Origin of the sequence: uncultured Phascolarctobacterium sp. (genome assembly GCF_937920985.1) — a bacterium.
Taxonomy (GTDB): Bacteria; Bacillota; Negativicutes; order Acidaminococcales; family Acidaminococcaceae; genus Phascolarctobacterium_A.
In genome coordinates, this window is record NZ_CALDXR010000024.1 from 1 (window position 1) to 14,565 (window position 14,565).

General features: G+C 46.9%; 12 protein-coding genes, 2 tRNA genes and 2 pseudogenes. 12 read left to right on the forward strand and 4 right to left on the reverse strand.

Annotation, left to right across the window (positions count from 1 at the left end; genetic code table 11):
• Positions 1–64: 64 nt before the first annotated feature.
• Positions 65–1,873, forward strand: a complete 1,809-nt coding sequence (locus Q0612_RS04100) for a TonB-dependent siderophore receptor (RefSeq protein WP_298881114.1) — start codon at positions 65–67, stop codon at positions 1,871–1,873.
• Between the two features lie 12 nt (positions 1,874–1,885).
• Complete coding sequence (locus Q0612_RS04105; RefSeq protein ID WP_298881116.1) at positions 1,886–2,236, forward strand: CGGC domain-containing protein; 351 nt, start codon at positions 1,886–1,888, stop codon at positions 2,234–2,236.
• Between the two features lie 162 nt (positions 2,237–2,398).
• Here the strand turns inward: Q0612_RS04105 and Q0612_RS04110 are convergent, their stop codons facing one another.
• Positions 2,399–2,878, reverse strand: a complete 480-nt coding sequence (locus Q0612_RS04110; protein ID WP_298881118.1) for a hypothetical protein — start codon at positions 2,876–2,878, stop codon at positions 2,399–2,401.
• 179 nt (positions 2,879–3,057) lie between these two features.
• Between Q0612_RS04110 and dnaG the strand changes: the two genes are divergently transcribed.
• The 9 genes and pseudogenes from dnaG (at position 3,058) to Q0612_RS04150 (ending at position 11,576) form a co-directional block, all read left to right on the forward strand.
• A complete protein-coding gene (gene dnaG / locus Q0612_RS04115; protein ID WP_298881120.1) occupies positions 3,058–4,830 on the forward strand; it encodes a DNA primase in 1,773 nt (590 codons plus the stop codon).
• Positions 4,831–4,855: 25 nt separating this feature from the next.
• A pseudogene (locus Q0612_RS11910) lies at positions 4,856–5,215 on the forward strand (RNA polymerase sigma factor region1.1 domain-containing protein); the annotation flags it as partial.
• 528 nt (positions 5,216–5,743) lie between these two features.
• Positions 5,744–6,463, forward strand: a pseudogene (gene rpoD / locus Q0612_RS11915) (RNA polymerase sigma factor RpoD); the annotation flags it as partial.
• A gap of 54 nt (positions 6,464–6,517) precedes the next feature.
• Positions 6,518–6,592 (forward strand) — tRNA-Ile (locus Q0612_RS04125).
• Between the two features lie 163 nt (positions 6,593–6,755).
• Positions 6,756–7,175: an OmpH family outer membrane protein gene (locus tag Q0612_RS04130; protein WP_293725117.1), complete on the forward strand. Its 420-nt coding sequence runs from the start codon at positions 6,756–6,758 to the stop codon at positions 7,173–7,175.
• Positions 7,176–7,269: 94 nt separating this feature from the next.
• Complete coding sequence (gene yqeC, locus Q0612_RS04135; protein ID WP_298881127.1) at positions 7,270–7,971, forward strand: selenium cofactor biosynthesis protein YqeC; 702 nt, start codon at positions 7,270–7,272, stop codon at positions 7,969–7,971.
• A gap of 3 nt (positions 7,972–7,974) precedes the next feature.
• The gene (gene yqeB, locus Q0612_RS04140) at positions 7,975–8,787 is read left to right on the forward strand and encodes a selenium-dependent molybdenum cofactor biosynthesis protein YqeB (protein WP_298881129.1); all 813 of its coding nucleotides are present in this window, start codon (positions 7,975–7,977) and stop codon (positions 8,785–8,787) included.
• Positions 8,784–9,752, forward strand: a complete 969-nt coding sequence (locus tag Q0612_RS04145) for an XdhC family protein (RefSeq protein WP_298881131.1) — start codon at positions 8,784–8,786, stop codon at positions 9,750–9,752. Before yqeB ends, Q0612_RS04145 begins: the two co-directional genes overlap by 4 nt.
• 417 nt (positions 9,753–10,169) lie before the next feature.
• Positions 10,170–11,576 carry a uracil-xanthine permease family protein gene (locus Q0612_RS04150; RefSeq protein WP_293828221.1) on the forward strand — a complete coding sequence of 469 codons (1,407 nt, stop codon included), beginning with the start codon at positions 10,170–10,172 and terminating at the stop codon, positions 11,574–11,576.
• Here the strand turns inward: Q0612_RS04150 and Q0612_RS04155 are convergent.
• The 3 genes from Q0612_RS04155 to lgt form a co-directional block, all read right to left on the reverse strand.
• Positions 11,542–12,150 (reverse strand): nucleotidyltransferase family protein, encoded by a 609-nt coding sequence (locus Q0612_RS04155; RefSeq protein ID WP_298881135.1) that lies wholly within the window; start codon positions 12,148–12,150, stop codon positions 11,542–11,544. The two genes, Q0612_RS04150 and Q0612_RS04155, sit on opposite strands and share 35 nt — an antisense overlap.
• Positions 12,151–12,299: 149 nt before the next feature.
• A tRNA-Arg gene (locus tag Q0612_RS04160) sits at positions 12,300–12,376 on the reverse strand.
• Between the two features lie 76 nt (positions 12,377–12,452).
• Positions 12,453–13,268: a prolipoprotein diacylglyceryl transferase gene (gene lgt / locus Q0612_RS04165; RefSeq protein ID WP_298881137.1), complete on the reverse strand. Its 816-nt coding sequence runs from the start codon at positions 13,266–13,268 to the stop codon at positions 12,453–12,455.
• A 232-nt stretch (positions 13,269–13,500) separates the two neighbouring features.
• On the opposite strand from lgt, the gene Q0612_RS04170 reads away from it, so the two are divergent.
• Entirely contained in the window at positions 13,501–14,535 is a 1,035-nt protein-coding gene (locus Q0612_RS04170; protein WP_367181689.1) for an alcohol dehydrogenase, read from the forward strand.
• Positions 14,536–14,565 lie beyond the last annotated feature (30 nt).

The window sequence follows — 14,565 nt, forward strand, 5'->3', positions numbered from 1 at the left end:
TGAAAAACTACGAAAAACCGAGATAATCGGTGAAAATTAAAGATATTATAGGGAGATGAGTTGAGTGAAGAAAAAATTAATTTTGTCAACAGGTATTCTTTTCTCTATGTTAGTTGCCGGTAACTGTTACGCTGCTGCTGACGATATTCAGGGAGAATTTAAGCTGGATGAGATGGTCGTTACGGCATCGCGTATTGAGAAAAAAGATATTGATGTACCCGCTATGACTCAGGTATATAACGAAAAAGATATCGAAAGAACTGGCGCAACCAATGTAATGGATTTTATGTATAATGTTTTGGGTGCAGAGGTACTAGATACAACAGCACCTGCAAAAAATGGTGTACATTTTAGAGGCACAGGATCTTCTTCGAGAATGAGAACTTCAGCTTTGATTATGCTTAATGGCACACCTATTAATATTCAGGGTAGAGCGGATATTTCAGCAATTCCTGTAACTGCTATCAAAAGAATCGAAGTACTCAATGGTGGCGGCTCTGTACTTTACGGTACCGACGCATTAGATGGTATGGTTAATATTATTCTTAAGGATACTGTTAAAAACAGGCTTTATGGCGGCTTTGGTACGCATGGCTATCGTGAAGGTGGTATTGCTATTCAGGCTGATAAATTATCTCTTGCGTACGATGGCAGAAAAATCAGCGAAAGAGGTCATGATGGCATTTTAGGAAACAGTAACGTACCTACTAAAGTTAGGTATGGTGGTAAATATGATAGCAGCAACTATTTTGCGCATCTTGTTCCAGATGAACATTTAGATGTAGTATATATGCAGCGCGATTATTCAAATGATTATTTCTACCGTGGTCCTAGTGGCTATAATGATCCTGATGCCGAATCCAGATTATTAAATGTAAAATATAAAAACAAGAATCTGAATGTGTCTACTTATTGGAAGGATTATGAATTATCTATTGTAAATGATAAAACTGGCCTTACTACAGATAACTGGAGCAAGGTTTACGGTATTGATATAAATAATAAGTTTGATATCGGGAAGGCTTCCATTATTGTTGGCGGTAACTTTGATAGCGAACGTATGGCACAGACCAAAGGCACATATCGTAGAACACAAGATACCACTGCAATATATATGCTGTTAGATGCTCCGGTAAGTGAAAAAACTTCTGTAAGTGTTGGCGGTCGTCAGGTGTATATCAGTGATCTGGGCAATAAATTCTGCCCACAATTCAATGTTTTGCATAAACTTGATGAAAACAGCAGCCTGTTCCTGAATGTGAATAAGGCATTCAGAACTCCTTTGGCAGAGGAACTGTTTGGTAATGCAGGTCATGGATATACGGGTAATCTTGCATTGAGACCTGAAGAAGGCTGGTTAAGTGAAATTGGCTGGAAAAAGCAGTTTGATGATAAATCTGTAAAGATTGCCGTTTTCAATATGGATATTAAAAACAGAATTTCTAAAGACGCTACCAAAACTTTTGTGAATAACGATAAGTTTAAAAATACTGGCGTTGAAGCATTGTACGAGCAAAATATTGACAGTAAATGGAAATATAATGTAGGTATGACTTATTCTAATCCTAAAGAAAAATCAGTTGCTAAAGGATGGACTCAGGCTGACTATAAATTTATGGGTACTGCAGGAATTCATTATCAGCTCGACAAATATAATGCGTCTTTGAACGTTCAGTATTATGGCTTGCAAACTCCTTCAAGCAAGGATAAGGATGCAGTTAATTTCAACTTTAATATGGGCTATAAATTTGATAAAAACTCTTCTGTAATTTTCAGAGTTAAGAATATTGCAGATAGTGATAAGTCATTTGAATCATGCGGAAGTCAATTACCGAAGCGAGCTGTCAGCCTGACTTATTATTTAGATTTTTAATGCCATAGAGATATGAAAAGAATAGCAGTTTTACGTTGTTTAAAAAGTTCTTCTCACTGTAGCGGTGCTGGTTGTTTGAAAATCTTATTGAATAAAGAGAAGGTATATTCTAAATATAAGGAAGAAGACATACAGCTTGCAGCATTTTGGACCTGCAATGGGTGCGGCGATATATCGTTGGGGGACGAAGAAGGTCTCAGACGAAAAATAGCTTCCATGGAGCGTTTTTCAGTTGATGTAGTTCATATGTCTCATTGTGTTTTTAAGAAGAAAACGGATGGTTCAGAGGAAATATGCCCCCAAGTTAGTGCTATTGTTTCCGAATTGGAAAAAATAGGTGTAAGAGTAGAGAAGGGATTCTAATAAAAGAAGAGTTGTTGCTGAAAAGGTGACAGCTCTTCTTTTTTAGCTATATAAATTGTTAGAAATACCTGGTATTGTAGCGGGTAATGACTTGTTTTTTTCAACAGAAAACCCATGCCTTACGTATTGTAAAGCATGGGCTGTTTTGGTTAGTGCAAATATTTACTGCGCTGTTATTCTCTTTTCCATAACGTTATAAGCGATATCACCGTCATGCGGTTGTCCGTTGACAGTAACGTTGCCGTGGAAGGCTGCAATTTTCGTCTTCCAGCAGTAGCTGCCGCTGTTGGCGGTAATTTTATTGCTGTTATCATTGAAAACCAGATTACCATTTACATAAGCAGTCCTGTCAGAATGATATACATCCACCTTATCGCAGGCAAAGCTCATATCACCAAAGCTCAGATGAATGTTGCCCTGACCGTGAACCTCCATAGCATAAAGATATACCTTGGTGGCATCACCGGTAATAGTTAAGGTTGTGTCATGTGCCGGGAACTGTACAAAAACGTGTCCCTGCAGGTCATATACGCCGGTGAGCGGGTTAAAGGTGCGGCTGTCGCTGGTGATTACCGGGTCGGCAAAGCACATAGAAGGCATCATCATAACAAGCATAGTTAATATTAAAAGAAATTTCTTCATGAATAAATCACCTCTTGTAGCATGAAAAACAGGAGAAATTTTTAGTGTACTCTTTATTATAGTATTTTTAGAGAGTCGGTGCAAGCGTTAAAAAAGATTTTTTTAGAAAAAAAGAGGATTTTCCCTTTATACATTGAATATAAATTATGTGTGAAATATAGTTGGAGGCGGAGAGGGTAATGAACGGAGATTTTGAAAACTTTAAAGAGCAGGTGCGCAGCACAGCCGATATGGTAGAAATAATCTCCGGTTACGTGCCGTTGAAAAAGAAAGGCCAGAACTATTGGGGCTGCTGCCCGTTTCACGGTGAGAAAACACCGTCCTTTTCGGTGAACCCCGGCAAGAGCATGTTTTATTGCTTTGGCTGCCATGAGGGCGGAGATATTTTTAAGTTTATTATGAAAATCGAAAACTGCAGCTTTATGGATGCATTAAAGCTGCTGGCTGGCAGATATTGTATTCCGATACCGGAAAAGCAGAAAACGGCCGCAGAAATTGCACGCGAGAAACAAAGAGAAAGCATTTACAGTGCTAACGAGCTGGCGTCAAAATTCTTTCAAGCCTGTCTGACAAAAACTGCTCATGGTGAACCGGCGCTGGCATATCTTGCCGGGCGTGGCATCAGCAGAGAAATTATTGCCAGCTTTGGCATAGGCTATGCGCTGAATAATTTTACGGCACTTGTCACCTCATTGGGCAAGCGTGGCTGCCAGCCGCAGGTTTTGGAGGCTGCCGGCCTGGCAGCACAAGGACGCGGCGGCTATTATGACAAGTTCCGCAACAGGGTGATTATTCCGATCCGTGATGCTCGCGGCCGTATAGTCGGCTTTGGCGGGCGCGTGCTGGACAACAGTACGCCTAAGTATCTGAATACAGCGGAAACGCAGTGGTTCAATAAACGGCGCCTGCTGTTCGGTCTGGATATTGCGCTGAAGGCAATCCGCAAAAGCGGTAAGGCTGTAGTTGTTGAAGGCTATATGGACGCCATCAGCCTGCATGCTGCCGGCTTTGATAATGTGGTAGCGTCTATGGGTACGGCCTTTTCGCAGGAGCAGGCTAAGCTGCTGCAGCGTCTGGCGGATGAAGTAATCTTCTGCTATGACAGCGACAGCGCCGGACGTAAGGCTTCGGTGCGGGCAGTGAGCATTGCCCGGGAAGCAGGGCTGAAGGTGCGTATTGCCGGTGTGCCTGACGGCAAGGATCCTGATGAATATGTTCGCCAGCATGGCAGGGATGCTTTTGAGAAGGTGCTGGCGGCAGCGCAGAATGGTATAGATTTTCAAATAGATGAAACAATACTGCAAAATAATGTAGCAAATTTAGCAGGAAAAGTTGAAGCTGTGTCGAATATACTACCATTCCTACTAGAATGTAAAAATGAAATTGAAGCATCGGAGCATATCCGAAGATTGGCGCAGCGGCTGACTATCGATGAAGGCCTGATAGCGGAGGAATACCGCAAGGCAGCACGCAAGGGTGGCAGACAGCAGGCTGGGCAGTTGCAGGTGGTGCCCGAAGAAAAAAGCGCCGGCGTTGGCCAGCAGGCCGAGGAGCTGCTTCTCAGGCTACTTTTGGAGCAGCCGCAGCTGTGTGATGAATGTAGCATGGATGTGAAGGAAATCGGCTTTGATAATGCTGTGCTGGCACAGCTTTTTGAGCGGTTGTGCGAGCTTGGCATTGGTTATACGACGGATAAGCTGAATAATATTCTGGATGATGCAGCGCAGACAGCATTGGCACGTATTTTGGCACATCAGCTGCCGGAAGGCGATACTGATAAGCTTCTGCAGGACTGCCTCAGACAGATGCGACGGCTGCGTTTGGAAAAGGAATATGAAAAACACCGTCTGTTGGCAGATGAATACGAAAGGTCGGCAGATGAGCGTTTTCTTGGGGAATTAATGGAAAGTCAAAGGATAAAGAATGAAATCAAAAAACTCTATGGAAACTAAAAAAACTATGGAAGGAGGGGACACCATGGCTACAACGAGCAAAATAACTCCAGAACAAATTGAAGAGCTTATCCGCAAGGGCAAGGCTAATAAGGGTGTTCTCACCTATAGCGATGTAATGAGCCTCACTAATACTATTGAAGACATTACTACCGAGGATGTTGAGTACCTCTATGAGGTTATTGCACGCAAGGGGTTAGATTTAGTTGATGACAATTCAGCTGATGAGGATGTCCTGCCTTTGGTAGGCCATGATGACGATAGTGACGATCAGGAGGTCAGCGAATCTGAGCTGGCTAATCTGTCTGTGCCGGAAGGCATCAGCATTGATGATCCTGTACGCATGTATCTGAAGGAAATCGGCAGAGTGCCTCTGCTTGTAGGCGAGGACGAGGTTAAGCTGGCTAAGCGCATGGATAAGGGCCGTCAGGCAGAGCGTATTCAGCGCGGCAAGATGATTGAGCTGGAGGAGCCTGCGTTTACTGCTGAGGACAGCGGCAGCACCTTGATTGAAAAGCTGTGTGAAAACATGAAAGAGGAATGGCATATTACAAGAATGCGTTCTGTTTTCCGCGTAGCGCAAATGATTAAGGAGCGTCATAAAGCAGGTAATCCTTATACTATCGCTGATTACGAGGATTTGATTTTTGAATTCACTAAGGACGAACGCCTGCATCTGCAGCGTCTGATGGCAGAACAGAAAACGATGATTCCTGATTGCGAGCAGTTTGTTGTTGCACGTGAGACAAGCGATAAGGATGACCATAAGCTTTACCATATTAAGGCAATTCTTGAAGAAATCAAGGAACGCCTGAGTGATGGCAGAGAAAAGGATACCAAGGTTGTTGAAGCCTACTGCAACATAGATGAAGATTTTGAAAAGCTTTTGAAGGCAGTTGAAACCCAGGGCAATGATGCTAAAAAGTGTCTGTCTGAAGCTAACCTGCGTCTTGTAGTAAGCATTGCTAAGCGTTATGTTGGTCGTGGCATGCTGTTCCTGGATTTGATTCAGGAGGGCAACCTGGGCCTGATTAAAGCCGTAGATAAATTTGACTACAACAAGGGCTTTAAGTTCAGTACCTACGCTACATGGTGGATTCGTCAGGCTATTACCCGTGCGATTGCCGATCAGGCACGTACAATCCGTATTCCTGTACATATGGTGGAAACCATTAACAAGCTTATCCGCGTTTCCCGTCAGCTGCTGCAGGAGCTCGGTCGCGAGCCGTTGCCGGAAGAAATTGCCAAGGAGATGGATACTTCCGTAGACAGAGTACGCGAGATTATGAAAATTGCGCAGGAGCCTGTTTCTCTGGAAACTCCTATCGGCGAAGAAGAGGATTCGCATCTGGGCGATTTCATTGAGGATCATGATGCACCGGCACCTGCTGATGCTGCTTCCTTTACTCTGCTGCGTGAGCAATTAGGTGAAGTACTTGAAACGCTTACCGTTCGTGAAAAACGTGTGCTGGAGCTGCGCTTTGGCCTGGAGGATGGCCGCAGCCGTACTCTGGAAGAGGTTGGCCAGCACTTTGGCGTAACCCGTGAGCGTATACGTCAGATTGAAGCTAAGGCATTGCGCAAGCTGCGTCACCCCAGCCGTAGCAAAAAGCTGAAGGACTTCTTAGAATAATAGTTGACAAACAACTATAACTATTATAAAATAATACTGTTTGGTAGCTTGCATGGGCCTATAGCTCAGTGGTAGAGCCGCCGGCTCATAACCGGCTGGTCGTAGGTTCGAACCCTACTGGGCCCACCAATACCTTACATCAGCAAATCTAAGCAAACCAATGAATAAACGCAGGTCGCATGGCCTGCGTTTTTTGCTTGCAGCGGTCAATTATAAACAGCTTGCTTTTCTATAGGAAATAGTGTAAGATAATATCAGTACTAAAATCTTAAGAAGAGAGGTTACTGTTTTAATGAAAAAAAGCTTATTGACTTTGATTATGGCTTTGGTTATGGCTTTAGCTTGTGCAACCAGCGCTTTTGCGGAAGATTTGGGTTATGTAAATGTTGAACGTGTTTTCCGCAGCTATCCTGATATTCAGACTACTATGAGCGTTATCAATCTGGAGCGCCAAAAGGCTGAAAATGAATTCAACGAAAAGGCTCCGAAACTTGACGACAAGGGCAGACGCGAGCTGGGCGAAAAATTATCCGCTCAGGTAGATAAGAAGGAAGCATCCCTGCTGAATCCTATCCGCGAAAAAATCCGCAAAACTATCGGCCAGGTAGCAAAGTCTCATGGTATTAATAATGTAGTTGATGCCAGTGCTGTTGTATTCGGTGGCAAGGATCTGACTGAAGAAGTTATCGCTGCTGTTGCTCAAGGCAAATAAAAACTAATGTTATCGAAGGCTGTCGCAGGCAAGCGACAGCCTTTTTTTAGTGAGTGTGTTATAATATAAGTAATTTTTTTGCGAGGTGAAGCAGATGCCGGTCTGTCCCTTTGATTTTGTAAATGACGGGAAAAAGCATACTATCTGCCTTGTTGGCGGCGGCGGTAAAACGACGGTTATGTATGAACTGGCCGCTATGTGGGCTGCCTGCGGACGCAAGGTGCTGGTGCTGACAAGTACGCATATCCTGCGTCCCGTAGATGGCAGCTTTGCTGCCGACGCAGCAGCGGTGCAAGATTTGTGGCAGCAGGGGCGTTATGCTGTTGTTGGCACTCCGGAACTGTCAACAGGTAAGCTGACGGCGCCGCCGCAGTTCTTATATGAAGCGATGCAGCCGCAGGCAGACGTGATTTTGTGTGAGGCTGACGGCTCCAAGCATCATCCGTGCAAAGCGCCTGCGGCGCATGAGCCTGTACTTTTGCCTGACAGTGACATAGTGCTTGCTGTTGCCGGTATGGATGCTTTAGGCCATTCGCTGGCGCAGGCTTGCCAGCGTCCACAGCTGGCGGCAGAGCTTTTAGGCTGCAGCACAGATACAATTATTGATGCGCAAATGCTTGCGGCTTTGCTGCTTTCGGCGCAGGGTGCACGCAAAAATGTCGGTACACGTGCTTATTATATTGTCTTGAATAAATGTGACCTGCTAAGTGCAACGCAGCAGGAAGAAATGCGTTGGCTGTTAGTGAGTGCAGGCATGGATGAGCGAAGAACATGGCTTCGTGAAAGGGGAGAATAATAAATGCTGAAGATTATTGTACGCGGTGGCGGTGACCTGGCAACAGGCGTTATCCATCGCTTGTGGGGAGCGGGCTTCAAAGTTTTAGTGCTGGAATGCGCTAAGCCTGCGGCAATTCGTCGACAGGTAGCGCTGTGCGAAGCGGTGTATCAAGGCAGCGCTCAGGTAGAAGGTCTGACTGCAAGGCTGATAAACTCTCTTGCGGAGGCAGACGCTGTCTGGGAGCATGATGAAGTTCCGGTGCTGGTTGACGCAGCAGCGGAGAGTGTGCATGCTTTTGCGCCTGATATTGTGATTGATGCGATTATCGCCAAGCGCAATCTTGCTACAAGCAGTACAATGGCACCGCTCGTGATTGCCTTGGGCCCTGGCTTCAGCGTGGGCGCTGATGCCGATGTGATTGTAGAAACGAAGCGCGGTCATAACCTGGGACGCATTATCCGCAGCGGCAGTGCTGCACCTAACAGCGGTGTGCCCGGTAATATCGCAGGCTATAGTAAGGAGCGTGTGCTGCACGCACCCTGCGCAGGTGTTCTGCACGTTGTTCATGACATTGGCAACATTGTGGAAAAGGGCGAAACTATTGCAACTATTACTGACGGCAGTAATCAGGTGGCGGTAAAGGCAACACTGTCCGGTCTTATTCGTGGCATGATTCGCGATGGCTTTGCTGTTACCGAAGGCTTTAAAATTGCCGATATCGACCCACGTAAAGAAGAACTGGCCAACTGCTTTACGATTTCGGATAAGGCGCGCTGCATTGCCGGCAGCGTCCTGGAATTAGTCTGCCGTTATGCACAGGAGAAACAAAAATGAAGGATTTAATGAAAAAAATACAGGCGCAGACTTTGGATTCACAGCCTTGCTATCTTGTTGCATTGATTGAGAGTGAAGGCTCTACTCCGCGTACCGGCGGCGCCTATATGCTGGTCGGAGAAAAAGGTTTGCTTTACGGAACCATCGGCGGCGGCGGTATGGAATATGCGGCGCAGCAGCTGGCGCAGCAGCGTCTGCGCTGCGGTGGCGGCAGCTTTGTAAAAACGTTTGACCTTTCTCCGGCAGCAGGCATGGCCTGCGGCGGCAGCTGTCAGGTGCAGTTCTGTTACCTGCCTGTGGGGGAAGAAACGGAGGATTTGGCAGAGGAAGCTCTTAGTGCAATGAAGCAGCGTGCTCCCTGGTGGTTTTTACTGCCTTTGGGTGAAGGCAACGCACTGCCGCAAATAAAAAAAGACCTGCAGCTTGCAGGTCGCAGAGGTGTAATCAATATAGATGGCTGCGCTTATTATGCGGAGCAGTATGATTATGACGGTTCGGTTTATGTTTTTGGCGCAGGTCATGTTGCGCGTGAGCTGGTGCCGCTTTTGAGTCATCTCGGCTTTAAATGCATCGTGCTGGATGACAGGGCGGAGTTTGCGGATGCAGCAGCCTTTCCGCAGGCGGAGCGCGTACAGCAGGTCGATTTTACTAAGCTGCAGGAGGTTTGCAGCCTGACGGCTAAGGATTATGCGGTAGTAATGACGCGCGGCCATGTGCATGACGCCAATGTGGAGCGCTATCTGCTGACTACGCCGGTCGGTTATATCGGCATTATGGGCAGTAAAAATAAAGCTGCTATGGCTAGAGCAGCTCTGCTGGCGGACGGCTACAGCGAGCAGCAGCTTGCGCGTGTGATCACGCCCATCGGAATCGACATAGGCAGTGAGACGCCGGCGGAGATTGCGGTGAGTATTGCAGCACAGCTAATCCAAACTAGGGCAGAACGCGTTTCAGAACGCGTATAAGGCATCATATACTTCATCGAGAGGGCCTTGACGTACTAGTAGTACGCCGTCGGGCCTCCATCTTCGTCTCCGGTACTTTCTCCGCGTTCTGTTTAAAGGGTAAAGTTATCAAATATTTTCTCTACGTTTTGTTTAAAGTAAAAGACATCACATCAGTGCTCCTTCTTCGTCTCTGATACCTTCTCCGCGTTCTGCTGATGAGTGAAAGGTAATGCACCACATACTTTATCTAGATAAAAATGAGCACCTCAAAGTAGCAAAAGTACGTCGTCGGTGCTCATTTTTAAATTTCTCGCTTGAATTGCGAACGAAAAAGGCTATCTGATAAAATTTATACGGATTTTCTCTGTAATTTTCTTTACAATAAGACGTGATATGCGATAAAATATATGCATGAAAAAATGAAGGGGTGCTTATATGTCTAAGTTTGTTAAACTTTCTGAGGAAGCCTACAAGTTTGAAGGCAAGCTGTCTTTGAGCTCGGCTATTCCTTTAGGTCTGCAGCATGTTTTGGCTATGTTTGTCGGCAATCTTACACCGGTTCTGATTATTGGCGGTGCCTGCGGTATTGTCGGCGGTGCCGGTTTTGAACAGCTGCAGGTTGTTTTGATTCAGAATGCGATGATTGTTGCAGGTCTAGTAACTCTGCTGCAATTATATTCCGTTGGTCCCTGCGGCGGCAAGGTGCCTATTATCATGGGTACAAGCTCCGGCTTTATCGGCGTATTTGCCGGTATCGTTGCAACCTTGGGCAGCGGTGTTGTCGCCTATGGCGCTATTATGGGTGCCTCGATTATCGGCGGCGTTTTTGAAGCAGTGCTTGGTCTTGTGCTCAAGCGCATCCGTCGCTTCTTCCCGCCTGTTGTCTGCGGCACTGTTGTACTGTCCATCGGTCTGTCGCTGATTTCCGTAGGTATCAATTCCTTTGGCGGCGGCTTCAAGACGAAGGACTTCGGTTCTATAGAAAACCTGTTGCTTGGTTTGTTTGTGCTTTGCGTTATTCTTTTCTTTAAGCATGGCACTAAGGGCTTTTTGAGCTCTTCTTCCATTCTGCTTGGTATTATCGCCGGCTATATCGCTGCGATTTTCATGGGCTTTGTACTGCCTACAACCGCAGTTACGCCTGACGGAGTGGAATACACCAAATCCTGGGTATTGCATTGGGATAAGGTAGCGAACGCTTCCTGGTTCGCTGTGCCTCAGCTTATGCCGGTTGATATCGTATTTGATATGCGTGCTATTATGCCGGTATTGATTATGTTTGTTGTTACCGCAGTTGAAACTGTCGGTGATATTTCCGCAGTTGTTGAAAGCGGTCTGAACCGTGAAGCTACCGATAAGGAATTGTCCGGCGGCGTTATTTGTGACGGCATTGGCTCTGCTATTGCTGCTGTCTTCGGCGTACTGCCTAATACTTCCTTCTCTCAGAATGTTGGTCTGGTTGCGATGACGAAGATTGTTAACCGTTTTGCTTTGGCAACCGGTGCGGTATTCCTGATTCTCTGCGGCCTGATTCCGAAGCTGGGCGCTTTGGTTTCCATTATGCCGCAATCCGTTCTGGGCGGCGCTGCTGTAATGATGTTCTCCTCGATTGTTGTCAGCGGTATTCAGCTGGTTACCAAGGATAAGCTCAATCCGCGCAGCCTGACGATTATTTCCGTTGCCTTAGGCGTTGGCTACGGCATGGGCGCTACACCCGGCATTCTTGCACACTGCCCGGAGGCTATGCGCATGATGTTCGGTGAATCCGGCATTGTTCCGGCAGCCTTTGTAGCAATTCTGCTGAATGTTATTCTGAATAGGGGCGAAGACGCTCAAGCTTAGTTTTATCCTGCTGGGTATCGATATCCAGCAGCTCGTTGATATCCTGAACCGGTACTTTTACTACCAGTTCAGGATATTTTTTTGTCAGTACGGAACCACCCTTATCCTGCGGCAGCTGCTGCAGCTCGTCGGCAAATCTTGCAGGGAAGATGATAGGATTGCCGGGAGTTTCTTCGTAATACAGGCGATGGATTTTTTGCGGCTGTGATAAAAAGCTTTCAGCAAGGCGGATAAGTGTTGTCTGCTGTAAAAGCGGCTGGTCGCCAACGGCGAAGAGCAGGCCAGCGGCCTGAGGCAGGTGCTGTAGCATATAAGCAGTGCCTAAGCGAACGGTGTCGCTCAGATAGGGCTTGTCATGGAGCAGGCAGGGGATTTGCTGCTGCGCGCAGATTTCAGCAACCTCTGTATGGCGTGTGACAACGATACGCTTGGCGAAAAGTCTTTGGCTGATATCAAGGATGTGCTGCAGCATGGGCGCTCCGTCGATGGCTGTCAGCAGCTTGTTGGCACCGAAGCGGCGGCCTACGCCGGACGCCAGGATGATGCAGGCTATGTTAGAATATTTTACGTTCATAAAGTTACCTCACGGTTTTGATTATATATCATTATTATAAGGCTGAAAGCAGGAGCTAACAAGCGGGGGAGTACCGGTTAGCGGAAGAATATATTTTATCCGCAAAAACAAAAAACTCTGTAACCGAAGTTACAGAGTTTAGTTTCAAGTGGTGGCCCTGGCAGGATTCGAACCTGCGACCTTTTGATTCGTAGTCAAACGCTCTATCCAACTGAGCTACAGAGTCACATCAGCGTTGCTGTTGTTTCAAGCAACAATGATATTATAGCGAAAAGTGAGCTTCTTGTCAACACTTTTTGCAATTATTTTCTAGATTTTTTTTCGACAACTTTTTCTTTGGCAACAGGCTGATGTTTTTCCAGCCAGCCACAGTAAATGAAGAAGCCTAAGGCAACGAGGAAGAAGCCTAAGCTGGTTGCCTGAGCGGACTTCAGTCCGAACATCCAGGGCTCGGCGTAATCACCGCGCAGCATTTCCAAAAAGAAGCGGACTACGGAATAAAGCATGGCGTACATACATAAAGCCTGACCGCGTGCATGCTTTGTAGTGCGGAATAAAAGCAGCAGGGCAAAAATGACGATGTCCAGCTGACCTTCCCAAACCTCTGCCGGCCACAGGGGTACGGGGCCGTAGGTTTTGTAGGCCAGAGTACCTTCCGGGTACAGAATACCAAAGCTACCGCCGGTAGGTGTGCCGAAGGCGTCACCGTTGAGCAGGTTGGCCATGCGTCCGATGGACTGACCGATAAGCAGAGAAGGCGAAATGATATCCGCCAGAGCTACCCAGTCGATGTCATGCATTTTGCAGTAAACTATGCCTGCCGCAATGCCTGCCAGCATACCGCCTTGCACGGCCATGCCACCCTGCCAGACGAAGGGGATTTCCAGCAGATGATGGCTGTAGTAATCCCAGTCGAAGAAGAAAACGTCCCACAGCCTGCCGCCGATGAGACCGGCAAAGCCGCCGTAGATACCGATGTCTAAAATGTGCTCGTGCCAGCGTCCGTCCTGCTTAGCCAAAAAGTAGGCAGTGCCGGTGGCCAGAAAAATTGCTGTACAGAGCATCAGACCATACATGCGTATGGGAAAATCGCCGATAAAAAAGAGATATTGATGCATTATGGATAAAGCCTCCTAAAAAATCTAACTAATATTTTAACACATTCCGGCATTTTTATCAGCGAAAAAGTTGTGATTTCTTTATTCAGAAAGCTTATTGAATTTAACAGCGAAGATAGTATTGCGTGACATGTTGCTTATGTCATTATCCACAGCGTCAATATTATGATATAATGAGGGAAGCGATATGAGCTTTATGGAAGCAAAAATAGAGAAAGAAGGTCTGTAAATGATGAAGGCATTGACTTATATTGAACACGGTAAGTTTGCTCTGCAGGAAAAGGCCAAGCCGCAGCTTGTTTCTGCGCGTGATGCTCTCGTGCGCGTAACCTTGGGAAGCATCTGCACCAGTGATTTGCACATTAAACATGGTTCGGTACCGCGTGCTGTGCCGGGAATTACCGTAGGCCATGAAATGGTTGGCGTGGTGGAAGCGGTCGGCGCTGAGGTAAAAACCGTGAAGCCCGGTGACCGTGTGACGGTAAATGTAGAAACGTTCTGCGGCGAATGCTTCTTCTGCAAGAAGGGTTTTGTCAACAACTGCACCGATCCTCATGGCGGCTGGGCGCTTGGCTGCCGCATTGACGGCGGACAGGCGGAATTTGTGCGTGTACCCTATGCCAATCAGGGCCTTAACAAAATTCCTGACAATGTCAGCGATGAGCAAGCGCTTTTTGTGGGCGATATTCTTGCTACCGGCTTTTGGGCAACACGCATTTCGGAAATCACCGAGGAGGATACCGTGCTGATTATCGGTGCCGGTCCGACGGGTATTTGCACCCTGCTGTGCGTTATGCTGAAGCAGCCGAAGCGCATTATCATCTGCGAGAAGGATGCTGCCAGAGCGGAGTTTGTCAGCAAGCATTATCCCGATGTACTGCTTTGCGAGCCTGAGGAATGCGAAGCGTTTGTTAAGGAGCATTCCGACCACGGCGGTGCGGACGTTGTTCTGGAGGTTGCCGGCGGTCGCGACACCTTCCAGCTCGCGTGGAAATGCGCGCGTCCGAATGCTATCGTAACGGTTGTGGCGCTCTACGATGAAGCGCAGAGCCTGCCTTTGCCCGATATGTACGGCAAGAACCTTATTTTTAAAACCGGTGGCGTGGATGGCTGCGACTGTGCGGAGATTCTGCGCCTGATTGAAGAAGGCAAAATTGATACCACGCCGCTGATTACACATCGCTTCAAGCTGGCGGATATCGAGGAAGCTTACCGCATTTTCGAAAACAGATTAGACGGAGTTATCAAGATAGCGATTACCGAATGATTTTTTGGCAAAGTATGTTCTAAGAGGGGC

Bases quoted from the DNA above. Each gene is read 5' to 3' on its own strand.
- Q0612_RS04105 (WP_298881116.1), top strand. From the start codon at position 1,886: ATGAAAAGAATAGCAGTTTTACGTTGTTTAAAAAGTTCTTCTCACTGT.
- Q0612_RS04110 (WP_298881118.1), bottom strand. From the start codon at position 2,878: ATGAAGAAATTTCTTTTAATATTAACTATGCTTGTTATGATGATGCCT.
- dnaG (WP_298881120.1), top strand. From the start codon at position 3,058: ATGAACGGAGATTTTGAAAACTTTAAAGAGCAGGTGCGCAGCACAGCC.
- Q0612_RS04130 (WP_293725117.1), top strand. From the start codon at position 6,756: ATGAAAAAAAGCTTATTGACTTTGATTATGGCTTTGGTTATGGCTTTA.
- yqeC (WP_298881127.1), top strand. From the start codon at position 7,270: ATGCCGGTCTGTCCCTTTGATTTTGTAAATGACGGGAAAAAGCATACT.
- yqeB (WP_298881129.1), top strand. From the start codon at position 7,975: ATGCTGAAGATTATTGTACGCGGTGGCGGTGACCTGGCAACAGGCGTT.
- Q0612_RS04145 (WP_298881131.1), top strand. From the start codon at position 8,784: ATGAAGGATTTAATGAAAAAAATACAGGCGCAGACTTTGGATTCACAG.
- Q0612_RS04150 (WP_293828221.1), top strand. From the start codon at position 10,170: ATGTCTAAGTTTGTTAAACTTTCTGAGGAAGCCTACAAGTTTGAAGGC.
- Q0612_RS04155 (WP_298881135.1), bottom strand. From the start codon at position 12,150: ATGAACGTAAAATATTCTAACATAGCCTGCATCATCCTGGCGTCCGGC.
- lgt (WP_298881137.1), bottom strand. From the start codon at position 13,268: ATGCATCAATATCTCTTTTTTATCGGCGATTTTCCCATACGCATGTAT.
- Q0612_RS04170 (WP_367181689.1), top strand. From the start codon at position 13,501: ATGAAGGCATTGACTTATATTGAACACGGTAAGTTTGCTCTGCAGGAA.